The organism is Acinetobacter sp. 148 (genome assembly GCF_031196675.1).
Taxonomy (GTDB): domain Bacteria; phylum Pseudomonadota; class Gammaproteobacteria; order Pseudomonadales; family Moraxellaceae; genus Acinetobacter; species Acinetobacter baumannii.
In genome coordinates this window covers 126,862-149,915 of the sequence record NZ_JAVIMT010000085.1, presented here as the reverse complement: position 1 = coordinate 149,915, position 23,054 = coordinate 126,862, and the positions used below count along the sequence as shown (strand labels likewise).

Annotated in this window: 21 protein-coding genes and 2 pseudogenes; 15 read left to right on the top strand and 8 right to left on the bottom strand. The window is 37.9% G+C overall.

The genetic code is table 11. From position 1 onward, the window contains the following. Positions 1-17: 17 nt before the first annotated feature. A pseudogene (locus RFX69_RS16055) lies at positions 18-149 on the top strand (GNAT family N-acetyltransferase); the annotation flags it as partial. Between the two features lie 69 nt (positions 150-218). Here the strand turns inward: RFX69_RS16055 and RFX69_RS16050 are convergent. The 6 genes and pseudogenes from RFX69_RS16050 to RFX69_RS19420 form a co-directional block, all read right to left on the bottom strand. After that, a complete protein-coding gene (locus RFX69_RS16050; RefSeq protein ID WP_000525670.1) occupies positions 219-632 on the bottom strand; it encodes a biopolymer transporter ExbD in 414 nt (137 codons plus the stop codon). 19 nt (positions 633-651) lie between these two features. Next, positions 652-1,074: a biopolymer transporter ExbD gene (locus RFX69_RS16045; RefSeq protein ID WP_000525864.1), complete on the bottom strand. Its 423-nt coding sequence runs from the start codon at positions 1,072-1,074 to the stop codon at positions 652-654. A 15-nt stretch (positions 1,075-1,089) separates the two neighbouring features. After that, a complete protein-coding gene (locus RFX69_RS16040; protein WP_002011828.1) occupies positions 1,090-1,971 on the bottom strand; it encodes a MotA/TolQ/ExbB proton channel family protein in 882 nt (293 codons plus the stop codon). A gap of 40 nt (positions 1,972-2,011) precedes the next feature. After that, positions 2,012-2,728, bottom strand: a complete 717-nt coding sequence (locus tag RFX69_RS16035; protein ID WP_215763532.1) for an energy transducer TonB — start codon at positions 2,726-2,728, stop codon at positions 2,012-2,014. A gap of 107 nt (positions 2,729-2,835) precedes the next feature. Beyond that, the gene (locus RFX69_RS16030; RefSeq protein ID WP_289332451.1) at positions 2,836-5,535 is read right to left on the bottom strand and encodes a TonB-dependent receptor; all 2,700 of its coding nucleotides are present in this window, start codon (positions 5,533-5,535) and stop codon (positions 2,836-2,838) included. A gap of 520 nt (positions 5,536-6,055) precedes the next feature. After that, positions 6,056-6,148: pseudogene (locus RFX69_RS19420) on the bottom strand (hypothetical protein); the annotation flags it as partial. Between the two features lie 163 nt (positions 6,149-6,311). On the opposite strand from RFX69_RS19420, the gene RFX69_RS16025 reads away from it, so the two are divergent. The 7 genes from RFX69_RS16025 (at position 6,312) to RFX69_RS15995 (ending at position 16,586) form a co-directional block, all read left to right on the top strand. Further along, entirely contained in the window at positions 6,312-8,102 is a 1,791-nt protein-coding gene (locus RFX69_RS16025) for an ABC transporter substrate-binding protein (protein ID WP_168650261.1), read from the top strand. A gap of 15 nt (positions 8,103-8,117) precedes the next feature. Beyond that, positions 8,118-9,941 carry an ABC transporter substrate-binding protein gene (locus tag RFX69_RS16020; RefSeq protein ID WP_085941292.1) on the top strand — a complete coding sequence of 608 codons (1,824 nt, stop codon included), beginning with the start codon at positions 8,118-8,120 and terminating at the stop codon, positions 9,939-9,941. Next, positions 9,942-11,975 (top strand): M3 family metallopeptidase, encoded by a 2,034-nt coding sequence (locus RFX69_RS16015; protein WP_086262377.1) that lies wholly within the window; start codon positions 9,942-9,944, stop codon positions 11,973-11,975. Positions 11,976-11,987: 12 nt separating this feature from the next. Then, on the top strand, positions 11,988-12,926 hold the full coding sequence (locus RFX69_RS16010; RefSeq protein WP_000881926.1) for an ABC transporter permease: 939 nt from the start codon (positions 11,988-11,990) through the stop codon (positions 12,924-12,926). Between the two features lie 7 nt (positions 12,927-12,933). Next, positions 12,934-14,076 (top strand): ABC transporter permease, encoded by a 1,143-nt coding sequence (locus tag RFX69_RS16005; protein ID WP_021510819.1) that lies wholly within the window; start codon positions 12,934-12,936, stop codon positions 14,074-14,076. A gap of 12 nt (positions 14,077-14,088) precedes the next feature. Beyond that, positions 14,089-15,819: an ABC transporter ATP-binding protein gene (locus RFX69_RS16000; RefSeq protein ID WP_215763547.1), complete on the top strand. Its 1,731-nt coding sequence runs from the start codon at positions 14,089-14,091 to the stop codon at positions 15,817-15,819. 107 nt (positions 15,820-15,926) lie between these two features. Beyond that, positions 15,927-16,586 (top strand): SOS response-associated peptidase family protein, encoded by a 660-nt coding sequence (locus RFX69_RS15995; RefSeq protein ID WP_000332555.1) that lies wholly within the window; start codon positions 15,927-15,929, stop codon positions 16,584-16,586. 53 nt (positions 16,587-16,639) lie between these two features. On the opposite strand, the gene RFX69_RS15990 is transcribed toward RFX69_RS15995, so the two are convergent. Continuing rightward, positions 16,640-17,008: a hypothetical protein gene (locus RFX69_RS15990; protein WP_000979740.1), complete on the bottom strand. Its 369-nt coding sequence runs from the start codon at positions 17,006-17,008 to the stop codon at positions 16,640-16,642. Positions 17,009-17,317: 309 nt separating this feature from the next. On the opposite strand from RFX69_RS15990, the gene RFX69_RS15985 reads away from it, so the two are divergent. Continuing rightward, positions 17,318-18,175 carry a 3'(2'),5'-bisphosphate nucleotidase CysQ gene (locus RFX69_RS15985; protein WP_000471049.1) on the top strand — a complete coding sequence of 286 codons (858 nt, stop codon included), beginning with the start codon at positions 17,318-17,320 and terminating at the stop codon, positions 18,173-18,175. 57 nt (positions 18,176-18,232) lie between these two features. Next, entirely contained in the window at positions 18,233-18,967 is a 735-nt protein-coding gene (locus tag RFX69_RS15980; RefSeq protein WP_001162376.1) for a histidine phosphatase family protein, read from the top strand. A 56-nt stretch (positions 18,968-19,023) separates the two neighbouring features. Here the strand turns inward: RFX69_RS15980 and rpsT are convergent, their stop codons facing one another. After that, the gene (rpsT, locus tag RFX69_RS15975) at positions 19,024-19,290 is read right to left on the bottom strand and encodes a 30S ribosomal protein S20 (RefSeq protein ID WP_000013652.1); all 267 of its coding nucleotides are present in this window, start codon (positions 19,288-19,290) and stop codon (positions 19,024-19,026) included. Between the two features lie 212 nt (positions 19,291-19,502). Between rpsT and RFX69_RS15970 the strand changes: the two genes are divergently transcribed. The 5 genes from RFX69_RS15970 (at position 19,503) to RFX69_RS15950 (ending at position 23,000) form a co-directional block, all read left to right on the top strand. Beyond that, positions 19,503-20,168, top strand: a complete 666-nt coding sequence (locus RFX69_RS15970; RefSeq protein ID WP_000156076.1) for an NAD(P)H-binding protein — start codon at positions 19,503-19,505, stop codon at positions 20,166-20,168. A gap of 12 nt (positions 20,169-20,180) precedes the next feature. Beyond that, complete coding sequence (rraA, locus tag RFX69_RS15965) at positions 20,181-20,687, top strand: ribonuclease E activity regulator RraA (RefSeq protein ID WP_000108826.1); 507 nt, start codon at positions 20,181-20,183, stop codon at positions 20,685-20,687. A gap of 20 nt (positions 20,688-20,707) precedes the next feature. Beyond that, a complete protein-coding gene (locus tag RFX69_RS15960; protein ID WP_085916949.1) occupies positions 20,708-21,490 on the top strand; it encodes a glutathione S-transferase N-terminal domain-containing protein in 783 nt (260 codons plus the stop codon). A 145-nt stretch (positions 21,491-21,635) separates the two neighbouring features. Next, positions 21,636-22,568 carry a Dyp-type peroxidase gene (locus tag RFX69_RS15955; protein WP_024432221.1) on the top strand — a complete coding sequence of 311 codons (933 nt, stop codon included), beginning with the start codon at positions 21,636-21,638 and terminating at the stop codon, positions 22,566-22,568. A 75-nt stretch (positions 22,569-22,643) separates the two neighbouring features. Further along, entirely contained in the window at positions 22,644-23,000 is a 357-nt protein-coding gene (locus RFX69_RS15950) for a hypothetical protein (RefSeq protein ID WP_000473795.1), read from the top strand. Positions 23,001-23,054: the final 54 nt, after the last annotated feature.

Here is a 23,054-nt window from a genome sequence, read left to right as displayed (position 1 = left end):
AATAAAGGATTTCAAGTTTGATTAACTTAAAAAATCTCGATCGTGAAAATTGGCTTCTATGCGCAAAATTATCATTAGATGAATCTCAAAAGGACTATGTCGCGCCAAATGTATACTCTATTGCTGAGTCTAAAGTCGAGGAACACTTTAAAAAAACGCTAACTGAGAATTCAAGTTAGCGTTGAAGGAAATGGAATTAACTAAAGTTAAAAGCGATATTAATTGCTACTCACAATCCCAATTTTAGTTACACCTAAACGCTGCGCCGTAGCCATGACCATCGCTACATTTTTATATTCAGCCATTTGGTCTGGTTTAAGTTTGATTTGGTCTTGATCTTTTTTGGCGACAACACCTTGAAATAAAGTCTCTAGTGCCTTGCGGTCAGAAACCTGTTGGTTATTCCAAAATACTTTGCCTGCTGCATCAATTCTTACATCAATGACTTCAGGTGGCTTTTCATTTGTTGGTGGCGGTGTGCCATTTGGCAAATTAATATTAATCGCATTGTTTGGTGCAGGTATAGTAATAATAAACATAATAATGAGTACCAGCATGACATCAATAAGCGGTGTCATGTTCACCTCTAGCATTACATCGTCATCATTATTTGAGCCAACATTCATACCCATAAAATTCTCCTTAAAATCATTACGGGGAAGCTGGAGGGGTAGTAACAAAGGCAATTTTGCCAATACCAGCTTGTTTGGTCGTACTAATGACCTGATCTATCGCTTCAAAATGGGTAAGCTGATCTCCTCGAATATGTACTTCCGGCTGCGGTCTTTTTTGTGCCACAGCTTGTAATTTTGCTAACAATATTTCTTTATTCGGTACATAACTCTCGTTCCAGAAAATATCGCCTTTCTTATTAACTGAAAGTTGAATATTTTCAGGCGTGGTCGCGTACGGAGTATTTTTTTCTTCTGGTAGTTTCACCGGAACTGTATGTGTAACTACCGGAATAGTAATAAGAAAAATAATAAGTAAAACCAACATGACATCTACGAGAGGTGTCGTGTTAATCGTTCCAATCATTTCTTCATCATCTTCAGAACCAACACTCATACCCATAATGTCTGCTCCTGATTATTTAATGCTGCGATTAATTGAATTGTTGGTATTAATTTCTCCGCTTAATAAAACTGCATGTAGATCTGAACCAAATGAACGAACATTTTCCATCACTGCTTTATTACGACGAGTCAACCAGTTGTAACCCAGTACAGCAGGTACTGCGACCGCAAGACCAATAGCGGTCATAATGAGAGCTTCACCAACTGGGCCTGCAACTTTATCAATAGATGCTTGACCTGAAATCCCGATTGCAGTTAAAGCGTGATAGATTCCCCATACTGTTCCGAAAAGACCTACGAAAGGTGCTGTAGAGCCAACTGTTGCTAAAAAAGCGAGACCGCCGCCTAAATGGTTTTGTACTTTTTCAATCGCACGTTGTATTGAAATGCTCACCCAAGTATTAAAGTCAATGCGTTCAAGTAGAGAGCCGCCGTGTGATTTAGTCGAGTTAATGCCTTTTTCTGCAATAAAACGGTATGCGCTACTTTGTTCTAAACCTTCTGCAGCATTATCAAGCGAAGTTGCCTCCCAGAAATGTTTTTCAGCTTCTTTACCTTGGCGTTTGACTTTACCTTGTTGTAATAATTTAGAGATGATGATGTACCAAGTACCAATCGACATGAGTACTAAAATAAATAAGGTAGACTTAGCGACTAAGTCACCTTCACGCCAAAGGGCTTCTAGACCATATGGATTTTTAACAGTTTCACTTGTTGCAGGCTGTGGTGGTGGAGTTGGAGTAGTTGTATTTGAAGTAGCTTCAGTAGTTGCTGTTGCCACAGGAGCATTGCTCGTTTCTTCTGCGAAAACTGAGCTTAATGGAAGTAACGAGCAAGCTGCGATTAAACTTGCAGAAGCGAAATGTACTAGTGGTTGAGTTGATTTTTTCATCATATATCTCCAATATTTTTTAATTTCTTGCTAATTCAATTGTTTATTCAATTACGAATGGATATTCAATTTCATACCAGTCTTGCTGAGGCACGCCATCTTTCATTGCTGGTTTGAACGTACATAAGCTGTAGGCTTTAGTTGCTGCTTTATCTAAGGTTTTGCTACCACTCGATTTTTTCACTTTGGCATCAATAACTTTGCCGGAAGTATCAACTAAAACACGTATACGCACCGTACCTTGCTCTTCGTTCATGAGTGCTTCGCGTGGATATTCTGGTTTTTCGCAGCCCGCAGAGCCTTCTGAAACACCACGAGTTACACCAGCGGGTTTAGGTGCTGGTGCAGCAGCCGCCACTGGAGCGGGTGCAGCAATAGGGCTCGGAGAGGGAGTGCTAGGTGCAGCAGGAGCCGGAGTAGCGACTTTAGTCGGTTGAGCTACTGGCGTCGTTTTTTGTACTGGTGTTGCTACTTTCTCTACTTCTTTTGGTGGCTCAGGAACCTTGGCAACTTTTTCTACCATTTTTGGTGGCTCAGGTGGTTTTTCCTTTGGTTTCGGCTCTTCCGGCTTTGGTGGAGGAGGTGGCTTAATATCCTGAATAATTTGTAATTCCACAGGTTTTTCTGCTGGTTTTTGAATATTGTTTGCTAAACCTGACATCAGAATATAGGCAACAAGAAGATGCAGAAAAATGACTGCAGCAATACCAATTAGGCGTTTGGCAGATTTATTTTCTATGTCTGTAAAAGTCATGCCCATAGTTACTCCTGAAACTGTAGACAAACAATTTTTAAATTAATGTTTGGCTAAGGATGAGTATTCGGTCTGAAACATGATCTCTAAAGTCGTGTTTGCAAAATAACCATTTAGAACTTGTATGTACCACGTAAATAGTATGTACGTCCTGTTGGGTCACCATACCGAGGGTCATATCCGTATTGGAAATTATCTAATACGTTTGAAGCAGATGGGTCTTCGTCGAAAATATTTTTAATACCCGCTGTTAGCTCAAGATTTTTAAAGCCTTTATAGGTACCAGAAATATTATAGAGGGTATAATCACTAACTTTGTGATGATCATATTGTTCTTCACCTATCTGATTTTGATCATCGTAACCACGTACAAACTGTTGTTCAAAAACTAATTTCCAATTTTCATATGCCCAGTTAATATTAGCTGTGTGTTTCCATCGGACGACAGCAGGGTCCTCATATAGACCAACCTGTCCTGTCCATGGCTCACCTTTTGAGTCGCGATAATCTAGTTTGGATACATAAGTCCCATCAATTCCAAAGCCAAAACGGCCAGTGGATGTCATTGGAGTTAAATAATTTAGGCTAATATCAAAACCTTCTGTTTTCATGCCACCAGAGTTGAATAAATTGGTTTTTATATAGTCGATAGTACCATCAGCATTTCTTACAAAAAGAGCAGAGTATTTTTCAGGTTCCCCAAAGATGGTGGCTTCTCCCACCTGAGCAATTAGGTCGTCAATTTTAATATTGAAATAGTCAACCGTTAGTACAAGATTTTTAATTGGTTCAAAAACAAAGCCGGCAGTAAATGATTTTGATTCTTCTGGTTGTAAATCTTTTGAGCCTCCCTGTAATTTCATAAATTGAGTATTACAAAAGTCATTTTTATTTTTCCCTTCTACGACCTCACCGCCTGGGCAATAAAGTGGGTCATTATATTTTGCACCAGTATAAGTTTTGCTTTGAGCCGCATTAATCTCATATAGGCTTGGTGCACGGAAACCTGTGCTATATGAAGTACGGAACATGAGTTGTTTTAATGGTTCCCAACGGATCGCGAATTTAGGATTAAAAGTATCGCCAAAGTCACTATAGTCATCGTAACGGGCTGCAAGTTGTGCCTCGATCGTTTTGGTTATTGGTATTTGTAATTCTGCAAATGCAGAGGTAATGTCTCGGTCACCAGAATTATCAGGTTTACTAGGGTCTGTACCACTACTAGGAGCTTGACGGACTAAATCTGCATTAATATGTTGTTTCCAATCTTGATTAGTAAAGCTGCCTCCTAAAGCAAAACCAACCTCACCAGCAGGTAAAGTAAAAATAGGGCGGCTAATACTGAAGTCAGCAGTAGTGGATTCTAAAGTTGCTTCATTATATTTCCCTTTAACTGATAAATTATTCCAGATATTAGGATCACTACTTTCACCAAATGGGTTTAATGTTCCGTTATTTAAGGCATCTTGTAATTTAGTCTTATTTAATTGACCAGTAACGAAATTATCTGAGGCTTCACTTTTTGCATAGGTAACACCTGTGTTTAAATCCCAACCCCATACGTCACCTTCCAAACCTGCAAAAAGCCGATGTGATTCATTAATTGATTTAGCTATACGGTTTCCTGCATGTGATCGTAAATAGAGTTCAAGGGGAGCACCACTTAACCCTTTAACGCTAGGAACAATACCATTGCCTGGATAATATGGACTATCACTTGAAAGGGTGACGCGAGTTGACAGATTACTGCGGCTAAATGGGTCAGGGGCAACAGAAGTGATAACTTCACTACGTGAATAAATATATTCACCAATAGCATTTAAATTATCGTTAACTTTGAATGTACCACGTCCTAAAACAGAAACGTTTTCTACATCTGGTTTGATACCTATCAAAGCTTGAGTATTTGCATAACAGAATCCTTCTTCTGCTGACTCTGCGGGACCCAAACATTGACCATTTTGAGCATAGGGATTTCCTGAAACTCCAGATATAGGGTCATAAAAATTTGAGGTAAAGGCATTAGCAGAGCGTCCATCAAGACCGAGTTCTGGTAATACTCCTCCACGTTCAGAAATTCTTCGGTCTTTCGCCATAATGCCGTTAGTACGACGATAATCTACAACACCGAAAATATTAAAACCATCTTCATCTAAGTCGCCGTAGCCACCAAAGATAGAAATATCTTGTTTATCACCACCTTTGTGTTCTGGTTGTAATAAACCTGCGCTAATACCTACACCTTGATATGTTTTTTTTGTAATGAAATTAATAACCCCTGCAACAGCATCAGCACCATAAACTGCTGAGGCACCATCACGTAAAACTTCAATACGATCAATCATTGCTAAAGGAATAATATTTAGGTTTACAGTGGAAGTACCAAAAGGGTTCGCTGCGAGGCGTCGTCCATTAAGTAAAACGAGTGTTTTATCACTACCTAAACCCCGAAGGTTAGCAGTAGAACCATCGGTATTACTGGCACCCACATTCTGGTCAGTTGAAAAACCTGCCTGATTTGAACTTACACGGGTTAATGCTTCTTCAACTGTAGTAACGCCAGCATTTGCGAGATCTTCGCCTTTAATAATGGTAATCGGGGAAGCACTTTGTGCCGCAACCCCTTTAATTGAAGAACCTGTAACGGCAACTTTTACGACTTTTGTTGGTTTTTCATCGGTACTTGATTGTTCAGTTTTTGCTGCTTGTGCCATGGTAAGACACATCATGCTTAAACTAAGGGTGCTTAATTTAAGAATTGTTTTGCCAATCTTGGGGGTTGCCTGAGATCGAACATTGTATTTTTTTTTCATCGTGGACTTGATCCCTTTTTGTTGTCGTTAGCGATATTGCTGGAAAGTTTTTAAGCAAAGCAAGTGCCAACTATATATTTTTCTTTTTTTAGTTTATGCAAAATATTGATAAATATTGATTTTATTATGCTTGAGTATGATGCTTTAGCTTTTTTGATATAAAAATAAATTTTCCATTTGGAAAATTTTTTGATGATGGCGAAAAGTTTCAAATTTATTTGTATAAAAAATATACATTACTAGACTCTTCACATGCTTATTAAATAAAAATGTATCGTTTTAGAGCCTTTTAATATGTAATGTTATAATATTTATCCCTACACGGTTAAATTATATTTTTATTATTAATCAATATATTGTTTTAAAAATATCTGTAATTTAGGCTTGAGCTAATGTGGATCATAATTAATTTTTAATGTATTTTATTTGTGCATTTAAGGTATTAGATGATTAACTTATATGAATATAATATTTGGCAAAAAGTTACTTTTATTTATATAGTTCAAACGTTTTTAAGTATCTAATAAAAATATGAATTTTTAATGTTTTTAAATATTTTAAGATGGATATTAATAAATGGCATGAAATTCGCTTTATATTCAATGGTTACAAAACACTAGGTATTTGAGTTTATTTTTTCCATTTGATCAAATCGAAAGAGGATAAAGGAAAGTAAATTTTAAATCCTAAATAGGCCTATCTGTTGAAAAAGAACTTTTCTTATGCAGATTTAGATGTTACTCAAAAGGATAATATCTTTTAAAAAAACTAATTACGTGGGTATGAACTTGAAATTAAAATTTTTTAAGCTCGCCATTTTAAGTCTGGCTATTACATCAGTTCCTTGTGCTTACGCAATTACGCCAGCGCAACCAAACAAAATTTTGCATGTTGCCTATGAGGCCCCAGATGATGGTTTCGATATGGTCAAAACCACCAATTTCTATAGTGCTAGTATTGCTGAGGCAATTTTTGAGCCTTTACTCAAATATGACTATCTAGCGCGTCCACTACAGTTAGTTCCCAATACTGTAGAAAGCCTGCCCAAAGTGGAACAAGACGGTAAAGTTTATATATTTAAGATTAAGCCGGGTATCTATTTTACCAATGATCCCGCTTTTAAAGGTAAACGCCGTGAGTTGGTGGCTGAAGACTACGTCTATACAATTAAACGTATTTTAGACCCTAAAAATAGAGCGCCTTCTGTTTCTTTTATTGATGGTAAGTTACAAGGTGCCGATGCGGTTGTAGCTCAAGCAAAGAAAACTGGAAAATTTGATTATGCTACTCCGATTGCTGGAGTTAAAGCTCTTGATCGATATACTCTACAATTTACTCTGACTCGCCAAGACTTTAATTTTCCTTATATTCTTGCCTATATTACTTTTGGTGCTGTTGCTAAAGAGGTTGTTGACTATTACGGTGACCGTATTGGTATGCATCCCGTAGGTACTGGTCCTTATATGTTAAGTAAATATGTACCGAGAAGTAAGGTCGAGTTAGTTGCTAATCCTGATTATCGTGGTTTTGTCTGGAATTTTAAGTCAACAGGAACACCTTGGGATAACCAACTTGTTAAGGAAATGTCTGGAAAGAAAATGCCACAAGTTGGCAAGGTGGTGGTCAGTATTATTGAAGAAGAGCAGTCACGATGGTTAGCTTTTCAGTCTGGACAACTAGACTTTGATAAACTCACAGCGAATGCTGTTCCTCAAGCTTTAGATGGAAATCAGCTTAAAGCTTCTTTTAAGAAGAGAGGAATTAAGCACTATCCAAATAAGGATCCTGAGATTACCTATACTATGATGAATATGCGTGATCCGGTGATCGGTGGTTTTAGCCCAGAAAAAATAGCGCTTCGTAGAGCAATTACTCTGTCATACAATCAAAAAGAAAGCATACAACAAGCTTATAAAAGTCAGGCTGTTAGATCACAAATGTTTATACCTGAAGGTGTAAACGGATATAACCCTAAATATAAAAGTAGCGTAGGATATAATCCGCTGTTAGCAAATAAACTACTTGATCATTATGGTTATAAAAAAGGGGCTGATGGCTACCGGACCTTACCAAATGGCAAACCTTTAATTTTAAAAATCAATACAGAAAATAGCTCAGCATCGGTTATTCATTCAGAACTCTGGAAAAAAAATCTAGATGCGATTGGCATTCGAGCTGACTTTAAGGTAAGTAACTTTGCAGATAACTTAAAAGCCGCTACTCAATGTAAATATATGATCTGGAGCGGTGCATGGATTGCTGACTATCCTGAAGGAGATAATTTTGCACAATTATTATATGGACCAAATGCTGGGCAGGGAAACCATGCTTGTTATCAGTCTAAAACATATGATGCTCTTTATACTCAGGCCATTCATTTACCACCTCAACAACGTCTACCATATTACGAAAAACTTAACCGTCAGATAGAAGCTGATAACCCTTGGATTATTCATGTAACACGAATTCGTAATTGGTTGATACGGCCTCAAGTTCAGGGGTTTAAAGCTCACCCAATGATGAATACAAACTGGCAATATCTTGATATTACCCCTATTAAAAAATAATTTTAGATAAAGATCATCATGACCGAAAATTTAAAACAAAAGCTTAAGCACTGTAGTGTCGGCCTATTCTTTGCCGGAATGGCTTTAACGGGTTCTATATCTATTTTTGCGAAAAGCCCAGCCGATCCAAATAAAGTTTTGCGTTATGTATTCCCAACAGCTGAAACAGGCTTCGACCCAGCTTATGTACATGACTTATATTCAGCGCATGTACTCACATCTATATTTGAAACTTTATATACCTATGACTATTTGGCAAGACCAGCAAAATTAATCCCACACGTGGCTACGGCTATGCCAGAAGTGAGTGCAGATGGTCTGACTTATACCATTCACATTAAGAAGGGTATTTACTTTACAGCCGACCCAGCGTTTAAAGGTAAACCTAGAGAGTTAACAGCTTACGATTATGCATATTCTTTTAAGCGGTTATTAGACCCAAATTTACGCTCACCCAATAGTTGGTTATTGGAAGATAAAATTGAAGGTATGAATGCTTTAGTCAAAGCAGCCAATAAATCCGGAAAATTTAATTACGATCAAAATGTAAGTGGTTTACAAACACCTGATAAGTACACTTTGGTGATTCGGTTAGTAAAACCAGACTATAACTTCCCTTTATTACTGGCCCATGATCCGACAGGTGCGGTGGCACGCGAAGTCATCGAGAAATATAAAGATAAAGCTGGTTTTGTTATGGGGCATCCGGTAGGAACCGGACCTTATATGCTCAGTAAGTGGATACCTGCCTCACGTATTGTTTTAAAAGCAAATCCTGAATATCGAGGTTTTACCTGGAACTTTAATGCCAGTAGCCCCGGGGATGAAGCAATTGTAAAGCGCCTTAAAGGTAAACAAATGCCTCAAATCGGCACAATTGATATTCAAGTCATGGAAGAAAACCAGTCACGATGGTTAGCATTCCAGCGTGGTGAGGTAGATATCATTCAGCTTGAAGGGCAATTAGTTTCAAAAGCGATTAAAGACGGTAAATTAAGACCCGAGCTTGCAAAAGAAGGCGTGCAATTATCTCGTATTGTTGATCCAGAAATTAGTTATATCTATTGGAATCTCAAAGATCCCGTTGTTGGAGGAATGAGTAAAGAAAAAATTGCCTTACGCCGTGCTATTGCGATGTCCCGTTCAATAGATCAAGAGATTAAATTGGTAAGGAATAGTGATGCAGAACGTCTTCATTTCCCAGTTCCACCTGGTGTAGTGGGATATGACCCACAGTATAGAAGCAGTACACCATATTCAGTAAAAGCAGCCAATCTGCTGTTGGATCGATATCACTACAAAAAAGATGCTTCTGGTTGGCGTACACAACCAAACGGCAAGCCGCTCGTGGTCGAATATAAAGCGCGTAATGACAGTATTGGCCAACAAAGTGCTGAACTTTGGAAGAAAAACTTCGATAGCCTACATATTCGCATGGTGTATAAGCCAATGCTTTTTTCAGACTTACTTCGATCACAGAAACAATGTGAGGGAATGTTTGGTTCTTCTGCATGGATCGCTGATTATCCAGATGGGGATAATTTTATGCAGAATTTTTATGGTCCAAATACTCATATGACGAACTGGTCTTGTGGTTCGATACCAGAGTTTGATGAGTTGTACCGCCAGTCTCAACAAGTGAAGCCAGGCCCAGAAAGAGATGCGTTATATCGAAAAATGACGCGCTTGTTAGAGGTTTATATGCCTGTGCAAATGTCTTATGCACGCTATCGCAATATGTTGGCCCAACCACGAATTATTGGATATAAGAAGCATCCGATTTTACATGCTGAATGGATGTACTTCGATATTGATACAAATACGAAATCTAATCATTAAATGAAAAAAATTGGAGATACGATGAAAAATAATACACTGAAAATGACTACATTATGTATGTTGACCATAGGTATAAGTCAATTTGCATCGGCTGAAGCGACGCGTGCGACATTACCATTACTCAAAGCAGAGCAACTCCCAGCATGGTGTGATTCTAATTTAAAAAAAATTCAGCAAGAGATTTCTAGTTTTGAAAAAACGCCTGTTAAAAACGATGCTGCCGCTGCTCCGATATTAGCCAAGTGGGATAAAATTTTTGCTCATCTTGAAGATTTTTCGGGGCCCATAGGTCTATATAGTAATGTAGACCCAGATGCGAAATTACGTAAGGCAGCAGAAGACTGCGAAATCAAAATTAATCAATTTCATACGGATATATTCCAAAACTCCAAACTGTATAACGTAATTAAAAATACAAAAGCGACTGATCCGATTGACCAGAAATACCGTCAAGATATTCTGGATCAATTTGAAGACACAGGGGTTCAGTTAGAACCAGCAAAACGCGCAAGAATGAAGGCTATTCTGGATGAGTTGACTAAACTTGAACAAGAATATAACCGTAATATTCGTGATAACCCGGAAAAACTTGAATTTACTCCTGAAGAGATGAAAGGCTTACCGGAAAGTTATATTTCGGGGTTAAAGAAAAATACGAAAGGAAATTATCTATTAGGTTTTGAGTATCCGGAGTATCGCCCCTTCATGGAGCTAGCGGATAATGATGATGCCAGAAAAAAATACCAGATTGCCTTTACACGACGTGGGACTGAACAAAATTTAAAACTACTCAAACAGGCAATAGATTTACGTTATGAACTTGCACAGTTATTTGGAAAAGCAAGTTATGCAGATTGGGCTTTAAAAGACCGAATGGCAAAAACACCAGAAGCTGTAAACAAGTTTTTGGCAGAAGTACAAAAAACTGTAGCACCACTTGAACGTAAAGAAGTAGAAGAGCTTCGTGCCTTTAAAGCACAAACTTTAAAAACACCACTAGATAAAACCGAGATAACGCGCTGGAGTGAAGCTTACTGGAGTGAAAAACTTCGTAAGAGTAAATATCAAATTGATCAGGAAAAGCTTCGTGATTATTTTCCAACTTTAGCTGCTCAAAAATGGTTATTTGCCATTTCATCTGATCTTTACGGTATTGATTTTAAACCTGTCAAAGTTAAAGCATGGCAGGATGAAGTTGAATATTACGATGTAGTTGATAAAAAGACAGGAAAACTCCTTGGTGGCTTATATATGGATAAATTCCCCCGTGAAGGGAAATATGGCCATGCAGCAGTTTGGGGAGTATATGGTGGAAGCACTTTAACCAACCGATTACCGATTTCAGTATTGGTGACCAACTTTAACCGTAAAGGTTTAAATAGTGATGAGCTTGAAACTTTTGTTCATGAGTTCGGTCATGCTTTACATGGCATCTTATCAAACACACGCTATGCCAGTCAGTCCGGAACCTCTGTAGAGCGCGATTTTGTAGAAGCACCTTCTCAAATGTATGAAGAGTGGGCACGCCGTAAAGAGACTTTATCTAAAGTGGCCGATTATTGCGATCCAGCTTGTCCACGTGTTGACGATGAATTAATTGCCCGTTTAAAAGCAGTACATAATTATGGCCGTGGTTTGCGTTATGCGCGTCAGACGCTTTATGCACAATATGACATGGCACTTCATACGGCAGATGCCTTAAAAGTAAAACCTTTAGAAACTTGGCAAAAAATGGAAGCCGCTACAGCCTTAGGATATGTGCCAACAACTGAATTCCCGGGGCAATTCGGGCATTTAATGGGTGGTTATCAGGCAGGTTATTACGGTTATATGTGGTCTGAGGTTTTAGCGCTAGACATGCTTTCTGCTTATGGTGACAACCTGAACAACCCACAAGTGGGACAACGTTATCGTCAGACGATTTTATCGCAGGGTAGCCAAAAACCGGCAGCTGAATTGGTTAAAGATTTCCTTGGTCGTGATCCTGACAATAAAGCATTCTTTAACGAAATTACCGGACAACGGGTTAAATAAGGAATTATCACTATGCTGGCATATGTTATTCGGCGTTTATGGCAGATGATTCCGACCATGTTGGGAGTAGTGCTGCTTATTTTTATCTTATTTAATTGGGTCGGTGGAGATCCTGCCTATATTTTGGCAGGTAAGATGTCTAACCCTGAGCAGATTGAAAATATCCGTAAACAGTTAGGTGTTGATCAACCTTATTATGTTCAACTTTGGATTTTTATTAAGCAAATTCTTACTTTTGACTATGGCGCAAGTTGGAGCACAGGTGAATCCGTTTCACAAATTATCTTAACCCGATTAGGACCGTCGCTCACACTTTTAATTCCACTCACCATTTTACAAACAGTTATTTCAATTATTTTAGCATTGGCTGTAGCGGCAGTACGTGGCTCTCTAACTGATCGTATGGTCATGATGCTATGTACCATCGGTATGTCGATTAGTATTTTGGTTTACATTATTGTTTTTCAATATGTTCTGGCTTATCAACTGAGCTGGTTTCCAGTACAGGGATGGAGCGATAGTTTTACCGAAAATTTATTTAAGTTTTCCTTACTACCAATTCTAATCATGCTGGTGGTGAGTATTGCACCTACTTTACGTTTATATCGTAGCTTTGTGCTTGATGAAGTAAATCAGGATTATGTGAGAACCGCACGTGCTAAAGGTGTAGGGGAAAGCCGAATTTTAAGTGTGCATGTTCTACGTAATGCCTCAATTCCGATTATTACTGATGTGATGTCAAATTTACCGGCATTATTGATAGGTGCATTTTTAATTGAACGCTTTTTTGGTATTCCCGGTATTGGTCGTGAAGTGATTATTGCTGTAGAGCGTAGTGATTTTCCTGTCATCAAAGCCATTACTGTATATATTGCAGCTGCAACCATGATTTTTAATTTGATTGCGGACTTGGTCTACAAAGTGGTTGATCCACGTGTACAGTTGAAGTAGGTGGGTTATGCTGAGTGTTTTACCAAAAAGAAAGTTAGAAACCCAGACCGCTCCTGCTTCAGCGGGGCTATGGCGACTTGCCATGCGTCGCCTTCGGGCCGATAAAATTGCAATGGCATCGCTCATTGTTGTGTTGTTCTATTTGATCGTATTAATACTGTCTCTAACGGGTGTGATTGCATCTGATTGGAATAAAGAAGTTGCTGTCAGTTATGCGCCTCCTACATTTATAGGTGCAGATAAGACAACGGAAGCTTTGAAAAGTACAGCCGCTGTAGATGAGGAATTACCGGAAAATCCAGTCGATCCCTTAAAAGATGTAATTCACCAACTCAAGGCTGAAATCAAACAAGAAAAGAGCTCTGGAAGTGCAATTGATTATTATGGTGTAGTTGATCCATTAGCTGATGATATGAAAGCAATTGATCAGCAACTCGGTGGACATTTACTTGATCAGCAAAGTGAACTAAAAAGTACCCTAATTTTTGGTGCTGACAAATGGGGACAAGATGTCCTTAAAAAAACCATTAAAGGCGCTGAAACTTCAATTATTGTAGGGCTTGTTTCTGCCTTACTGGCAGTCACATTAGGAACGCTTTTAGGGGCAGTTTCAGGTTATTTTGGTGGTTGGGTCGATGATATTCTCAACTGGTTTTATAATATTTTTACTTCCATTCCATATTTATTATTAGTTCTTGCGATTGCTGCTGTACTACAACAAAAGGGCATTTTATCTATTGTTCTGATTTTAGGCTTAACGGGCTGGACAGGTGTCTATCGGTTAATTCGTGCTGAATATATGAAACATACGGCACGCGAATATGTACTTGCAGCTAAAGCCATTGGTGTCGGGCATTTTCGCCGTATGTTTATTCATATTTTTCCTAACGTCAGCCATATTGCATTGGTCCAAATGTCTATTTTGGTGGTTTCTTTTATTAAATCGGAAGTGATTTTGAGTTTCTTAGGGTTCGGTGTGCCAGTAGGTGTAGTGTCTTGGGGCAGTATGTTAAATGAAGCACAAAGTGAACTTCTTTTAGGTAAGTGGTGGCAGCTTGTCGCAGCCTCTGTCGCAATGGCGGTTTTGGTTACGGCATTTTCAATGTTTACTGATGCGCTACGCGATGCATTAGACCCGAAACTAAAATAAGAGGAAATCCAAATGACAGAACAAGAAAAAAAGACCCCATTACTCCACATTGAAAACTTACGTGTAAGCTTTAAAGGTGAAGATAAACAATATATCGAAACTGTGAAAGGAATTTCCTTTGATATTCCGACCAATACGACTGTAGCTTTGGTTGGTGAATCGGGTAGTGGTAAGTCTGTCACTTCTTTAGCAACTATGGGTTTACTTCCCGTAGGTCAAAGTAAGATTGATGAAAAAAGTAAGATTATTTTTGAAGGTAAAGACTTGCTTGGCTTATCGCGTACAGAGATGCGAAAAATCTGTGGTAAAGATATCGCCATGATTTTTCAGGAACCGATGTCATCATTAAATCCGGTTTTTACGGTTGGCAATCAAATTGCAGAAGTGTTGTGTTTACATATGGGTATGAGCCGAAAACAGGCGCGGCAACGTGTTTTAGAGTTGCTTAAAGAGGTCGGTATACCTTCACCAGAAACGAAAATTGATGCTTATCCTAACCAGCTTTCGGGTGGTCAGCAGCAACGTGTCATGATTGCAATGGCAATTGCTTGTGAGCCCAAACTACTGATTGCCGATGAACCGACTACGGCACTTGATGTCACCATTCAAAAACAGATTATTGATTTACTTGAATCATTGCGTCAGCGCCGTCAAATGTCGATGCTTTTTATTACTCACGATTTGGCTTTGGTTGGTGAAATTGCAGATCAAGTGATTGTGATGCGTCATGGTGAAATTAGAGAGCAAGGTACCGCTGAACAAGTTTTGGAACAGCCTAAAGATGTATATACCCGAGCCTTACTTTACTGTCGTCCTCAAATGTCACAAAGACCTTATCGTTTGCCTGTAACCAGTGATTTTATGCGACAAGAAAACAATATATTGGTTGAGCAAAGCTTTGATGTTTCAGAAATTCCTGAGCGTAAACGTGGTTTAAATGGCGATGAGCAAATTATTTTAGAAGTAAAAGATCTGAAAAAAAGTTTTTATAGTCGTAAAGGATTGTTTGGCAAAGAAGAATTTCAGGCGGTAAAAGGCGTTTCTTTTAAATTGGCTAAAGGAAAAACGCTTGGTTTGGTAGGAGAATCGGGCTCCGGTAAAACGACTGTTGGGTTATTGCTCATGCGCTTACATCAAGCATCGGGGGGACAGGCTTTAATTGAAGGTAAAGATATTCTTTCTTTAACTGAAAAAGAGTTTGCCAAATATCAAAGGAAGATCCAAATCATCTTTCAAAATCCATATGCTTCACTAAATCCACGCTTTACGATTGGGCAGATCTTATTGGAACCTATGCAAATTCATGGAATTGGTAAAGATGATGCGGAACGTAAGCAAATTGCGCTTGGTTTACTTGAGAGAGTGAATCTGCCTGAACAAGCTTATTATCGATATCCGCATGAGTTCTCGGGCGGTCAACGCCAACGTATTGCGATTGCGCGCTGCTTAACGCTAAAGCCTGAAATTCTAATTTGTGATGAATCTGTTTCGGCGTTAGATGTTTCAGTTCAGGCACAAGTACTTAATTTATTACAAGACTTACAAGATGAGTTTGGGCTTAGTTATATTTTTATTTCCCATGACTTGTCGGTTGTGAAATATATCTCCGATCAGGTTATGGTCATGAATCATGGTGAAGTTGTTGAAATCGCCAACTCGGATGAGCTCTATGCACATCCGCAACATGACTACACCAAACGACTATTGCAGGCTATTCCACAAGGAATTCGGCACGTTTCTTAAGCGTAAAGTTATGTCGTTAAAGGCACTTTCGAGTGCCTTTTTATTTGGTTTATAGAATAAATACTTATAAAATAAGAGATGTAAAAGTACAGTATTTTATTCCTGCTATGTGTGCCAACTTTAAGCCTTTAACTCTTGCCCAATTGCAGCAACTTCAGTTGCCTGTGGTCGGCTTTAGCTATGCCGATGAGGTTTATCCGGGTGGGACAATGCCATTATTATTCAAATCACCGCAAGGTTTTGAGTGGCGTGAAGTCATGTTCGGTTTGGTTCCTAAATGGGCAGAAGATACGAATATAGCAAAACATACTTATAACGCCCGTCATGAAACGATTTTCCAAAAACCGAGTTTTCAAGAAGCTGCTCTTAAATGTAAGTTCGGTGTGATACCCGTCACGGAGTTTTATGAGAGTAAATATATAAATGATAAACCTGAGCGGTGGGGCGTACGCCGTAAAGATGGGCAGGCTTTTTTTATCGCAGCAATCTATGAAATTTGCAAAATGAATGAAACGATTGTCCGTTCTGCGAGTATGTTAACTATGGATGCGATTGATCATCCCATGATGAAAGACTTCCATGAACCGGGTGATGTTAAAAGATCAGTCATTGTGATTCCACATGACCGCTTAGATGAATGGTTAAGTTTAGAAACACCAGATATTTCAAGCTTTATTGAAGGTTTTCCTGTTGAGGAATTTGAATGTTTACATGTTCCTAAAGAGAAGATTATAAAACCTACACCTCAATTAAGTATGTTTGAATAACTGCATTGGAGTTAGGTTATTGGCTTAATTTTTAAGTCAATAACCTTTGATATTTAATCAATATTCTTACTTAAAGTTTGTACCTGCTCATCTTGCGCCAGATAAGCCAATTCAATCGGTGAGATTACAAAAGTTGAGTTATCTGAGGTTTGTTTAAAAACAAATCCATATTCAAAAGATTGCGTATTTTTACTTGGTAACCAAAATAAATAAGGACAGCCTGTATAACTGCCATCCCAACCCATTTCTTTAGCTAAGGCCAAAGCTGTATCGGATTTAGCAATAATTTCTTTAAGTGATTCTTTATCTCTTTGGGAGACATCACCATCATCATCTGCAAATGTTTGTAAAAACTCATTTAATGGAGTTAAGTCTTCCCAGTTATTTTCAATTGTTGAGAAGTGATATCCATATAGCATCATATTTAGTCTTCCATTTTGTTATTGTGCTATTGAACATAGCAAGAAATGCGTGAAAAAGAAATGGTTGAATTTACTTTAAGTTGTTTATTTTTCATAAGTTATAGCATATTTTCTATACAAAAATTAACTGAGCTTTCTCTTGAGTAATAAGCGTCTAATCAAGTTAAAATATAAAGATTCAGCTGTTGAAGGAATAATAGTGTTCTTAATAAAAAGTTAAGTCTTTTTGTAAGGATACTAGACTGTTGGTGAATATTGAATTTGTCATAATTCACTTATAATGAAAAGGAAAGTAAATAGAGCTTATTTATGTTTATAACAACAACTCGCCCCAATGATGCTTTAATTGAACAGTTACTACCAATCTTGGAAGAAGCTAGCCAAATCTTATTACAAGAATATCAAAATTATTCGGCTGGATATGAATTTACGATTGAAGAAAAACATGATGATTCACCTGTAACGCAAGCAGATTTAAAGGTAAATCGTTTTTTATTAAAGCATCTTGCAGAAATTACACCTGAGTTACCGGTTTTATCGGAAGAAAGTGACTATAGCGCTCGCCATGCTTGGTCTTCTTGCTGGATGCTAGATCCACTTGATGGTACGAAAGAGTTTATACATGAGCGAGATGAGTTCACGATAAACTTGAGTTTGATTGAAGGGCGTGAAACGATTTTTTCGGTGATTGTTGTGCCATGTGAGCAAGTTGTTTATTTAGGTTATTTAAAAGATTTACCTTTTAAATATAGCTTTAGCCAACAACAATGGTATCAATATCAAAAAACACCTTATTCAAAACAAGCTCCTGTACAAATTGGTTTAAGTCATAGTAGTAAAAATCCGAAATATCAGAAATTCATTGAACCTATTGAAAAGATTCGTACCGTAATTCGACGTGAAGCAGGCAGCGCTTATAAGTTTTGTATGATGTTAGAAGGAGAGATCGATATTTATCCTAGATTTCATCCGACATCAGAATGGGATACCAGCTCAGGTCAAGGATTATTAGAAAGTATAGGTGGAGGTTTACTCACTCTAACAGGTAAGCCCTTTGAATATAACCAGCGTGATACCGTATTAAATGGGGGCTTTATCGCATTTCGTGATCAGGAAAGCAAAAAAATAGCATTTGAAGCTTTAGCTCAATCAGGTGTTTTGGATTGAGAGTTATTGTAGACATGCTATAGTGGCAAAATATTGAGAAAAGATGACAAGATAAAAATGGCACTCGATTTATTGCCTAAAAGCATGTTTGAAGCAATTGATTTATTGCCTGATGCTTCGACCCCTGTAACCCTTTTTACACGTCACTCCTTAAGAGAGCTGGTAGATGGGCAAGGCTTGGCAGGATACGACCTCCAGCTTACACCGCAAGGACGTGAGCTTGCTCAGGAATGGGGTAGCTATTTAATTAAAAACACGGATCGTGTAATTCAACATTGCATTTCTAGCCCAATTCAACGTTGTGTAGACACTGCTGCACTTATGATTGAAGGAGCAGATGGGGTGAGTCCTGAGCCGAATACACATACAATTGAAATAGTTGAACAAGGTTTGTTGGTTGAACCTGGTAGCTTTGTACTGGATATTCAGCAGGCGGCGCCTTATTTCCGTAAACAAGGGGCACTTGGTTTTATTAATAGCTTTGTGAACAATGCCTTACCGGGTATGAAACATCCAATTACTGGCGTATTAGATGTATTAGAGCTGATCTATCAAACTCATCCTAAAACAAAAAGTGGTCTAAGTTTAGCTGTAAGTCACGACACAATTATTGCAGCGATTGTTGCGGTAATTTCAGGCAATAACCAAATACAAAAAGCAGATTGGCCTGCCATGATGGAAGGGCTGTTTGTATGGTTTGAAGGTGATGAATTTCCAAATTGTAAATTAAAGTGGATTTGGAGAGGCAAAACTTACGAGTTAGATGTTTCTGAGTTCCATAAAGTACAGTAAACACAAAAACATAGACAATAAAAAAAGCCCTGTTGGGCTTTTTTTACATGCTTCAATTAGTTAGCTAAAGCTTTAACTTGAGCATTTAAACGGCTCTTATGACGAGCAGCTTTATTTTTGTGGATGATGCCTTTATCAGCCATGCGGTCGATTACAGGAACAGCTTTTTTGTAAGCTTCTGTAGCAACAGCATAATCACCACCAGCGATTGCACTTAAAGTACGTTTGATGTAAGTACGAACCATAGAACGCAAGCTTGCGTTGTGTTTACGCGCTTTAACGTTTTGGCGCGCACGTTTTTTAGCTTGAGCAGAGTTTGCCACTCTTGCACTCCTTGAAAATAAGTTGGTCTGGGCGGGCTGTGGTCAATCCAGTAAACTGGTGCAACCATCACCAGCCCGTAAACAAGTGCCATATTGTGATGAATCAATACCGTGAAGTCAAGCCTTGAGAGCATTTTAAGCGGTTTTAGGGGCTGCTAAAACCGTAAGAAAAGGTTAAATTTGATACAAACTTAAAGAGGGTTGGATAAAAAATGACTATAAGTACGAAAAAAGCAATTGTAGTAGGTGCTACAGGACTCGTTGGTTTAGCGCTTGTTGAACAACTTGAGCAAACACCAGAATTTGAGGCCATTACCGTTGTAGTAAGAAAAGAATCACAACTACTTAATACATATAAGAAAGTTACTCAGCTCGTTATAGACGATTTTTTATTGCTCAATGATGAAGATGTGAATGGTCATACTCATGCATTTAGTTGCTTAGGTACAACTTTAAAAATAGCGGGCTCAAAACAAGGCTTTTATGCAGTTGATTATGAGATAAATGCTCACTTTGCAGACTTAATCCAAGATAAACATATTCATTTTTTAATTGTTAGTGCACTTGGGGCAAATGCTAATTCACCAATTTTCTACAATAAAGTAAAAGGCGAATTAGAAGATTATATTCAAAGTTTAGGAATCGAAAAATTATCTATTTTTAGACCTTCTCTACTGATTGGTAAGCGTAGCGATGTGCGTTTTATTGAAGATTTAGGACAAAGTTTATTTAAACTTATTGAAAATAAATGGACTAAGCCTTTCAAATATAAACCAGTTACAGCAGAGCAATTGGCTCATACCATGGTCGTAGCGGCACTAACGCAAATTGAAGCTTTTAAACGATATGATAATCTCAGCATACAACAAACTCGATAAGGGAGAATAAAAGTGTCGACAGTACCATTTGTGACATGTGATTTATTAGATGACAATCCGGAAAAAGATTTGCAAGTGGTCACGCCATCAATGGACGGTAAGTTCTTTAAAAGCTATGGCGCACGTCAAACTTTTGGCGGACAAGTTGTGACTGTAAAGTGTTTTGAAGATAACTCGCGTGTAAAAGAGTTATTGGCTACAGATGGTACAGGGAAGGTATTGGTTGTGGATGGTGGTGCTTCAATGCGCTGTGCACTTATGGGAGATATGATTGCGGAATCAGCAGTTAAAAATAACTGGAATGGTGTGGTTATTTATGGCTGTGTACGTGATGTTGATGCACTTGCAACCTTAGATTTAGGTGTACATGCATTGGCTGCAATTCCGCAAAAAAGTAACCGTAAGGGCATTGGTGAAGTAGATATTCCTTTGTATTTTGGTGGAGTCACAATTCAATCTGGTGATTTTATCTATGCAGATAATAATGGAATTGTGATTGCTAAAGAAAAACTAGTCTAGCTCCACAATTCAAGGAATGCATAATGGTGAATCATCAAATTAAAGTACTGCAAGCATTAGCGTCTGCAATTGCTGAAGGTGGTAGAGGTGTTACAGGTACAGCATTTCCTAAACAGCCTGTTAGAGCTCTTAAACTTTATGAATTTGAGGGTTCACCATTTTGTCGCCGCGTTCGTGAAGTGATTACACTTTTAAATTTGGATGTCGAAATTTATCCATGCCCGAAAGGTGGATTAAAATATCGCTCCATCGTTAAAGAAATTGGCGGTAAATTACAGTTTCCTTTTTTTATTGATGAAAATACAGGTGACAAATTATACGAATCACAAGATATTATTCATCATTTATTTAAATACTATGGTAAGACAGGCCAAACTCCTGATAAGTTTTCAAATTATCCAAAAATGCCATATCTGGCGTTTGCCGGAACATTATTAAATGGTGCTCGTGGTGTCTGGATTAATAAAAAAATAGTAAATAGAGCTGCGCCTGAGCATAAACTTGAACTATGGAGCTTTGAAGCAAGTCCGTATTCAAGAGTAGTAAGAAGTGTATTAAGTGAGCTTGAGCTACCTTACATTTTACATAGTGTTGCCAAAGAAAGATGGCAAGATATGGGGCCTGCGATTCTTCGGTTAAAACCGGGCAAATATGAACCTTTAAAAGAGGGAAAGCGAGAAAAATTGTTGCCGGTCATGCAAGGTAAAATGCAAGTGCCTTATTTAGTGGACCCAAATACAGGCGTTAAAATGTTTGAATCTGCGGAAATTGTAAAGTACCTAAAAAAACAATATGGCAGTTAAAATATAAATGAGAAAAACACGCTAGAGATTGAGATAACTCAGTCTCTTTTAAGAAGCGACAACAATAAGAAATCATACGATAAAAACATGAATATGCTAGATTACTACCTTAAATTACCAAAATAAGGCCTGTTTTATGGAATGTATGAGAATTCAGCCTGTAACGAGTCATCCTGGAGAAAATGCTTTATTTATTGTATTAGGATTAGCTCAAGGTGATTCTGTTGTAGAAAAAGTAAAAGATTTTGCTGGTAAATTCTCAGCGTTAACCAGAAGTTTGTCTAACCGTTATCCTGAAACTAAATTTAATGCCATATTAGGTTTTAGCTCAAACGCGTGGGATATTTTATTTCCACAGCAAGCAAAGCCTCAAGAATTAGAAACATTTCAAGAAATCAAAGGCCCAAAATACACAGCCGTTTCAACACCCGGGGATTTATTCTTTCATATTCGTGCTGATCGACAGGCTTTATGTTATGAGTTAGGAAGTATCATCAATGAACAGTTAGGTAAAGTAACTTACCCAATTGATGAAGTGCATGGTTTTCGTTATTTCGATGGGCGTGCGATTATTGGCTTTGTAGATGGAACAGAAAATCCTGAACCTGTAATTGCTGCACAATGGGCATTAGTGGGTAACGAAGATCCTGACTTTATTGGGGGAAGTTATGCATTTATCCAAAAATATACCCATGATATGGAAAAATGGCGTGCATTAAGCGATGAGGAACAAGAAAGAGTTATCGGGCGTAAAAAGTTCAACGATATTGAGCTTGATGATGACGAGAAGCCTTTAACAGCACATAATGTAGTAAGTAAAGCACATGATGCAGAAGGCAATGAACTAAAAATTATGCGTGCAAATATGCCTTTTTCGAATCCATCCAAAAATGAATATGGTACTTTTTTTATTGGTTACTCACGTAAATTTAGTACGACACGTCAAATGCTTGAAAATATGTTCTTAGGAAATGAGCAAGGTAATCTTGATCGATTACTTGACTTTAGTACTGCCCAAACAGGAACTCTATTTTTCGTACCAACAGTAGATTTTCTAGATGGCTTGGGTGACGAGTAGGCATTAAAAATAAACTTAGATGGTAGAGGTGAATTGCCTCTACTATATAAATTGAAATTAATATGATGTGATAAGATGTTTAAAAAATTAACCCAACTTTTTCAAGGTTCGAAAGAGACACCAGAACAAATTTATTTACAAGAGAATCAGCTCAGTTTTGATTCAGAGCGTGGTCCGGTTATTAAAGATGTCGTGATTAATGAAAAGTGGTCAGAGCACCTTGAGTATTTTTCAAATCGTAAATTACAGAATTTTGATAACTTACCTAAGCTATTTCAAATTACACCACAAATTAATGAAAAGATTGATTTAGAGATTGCAACGCAACGATATGTGGAAAGGTTAGGTAATACACAAGAAAAGTTACTTGAGCTTAAAGCAATCATACAGGTATTAAACCAATATTATGTGATGTTTTTACGAGACAAATAACTTCAAATGATTGTTTAAGAACTATAAAAAAGTATCACAAAGTAGTAGCTTGAT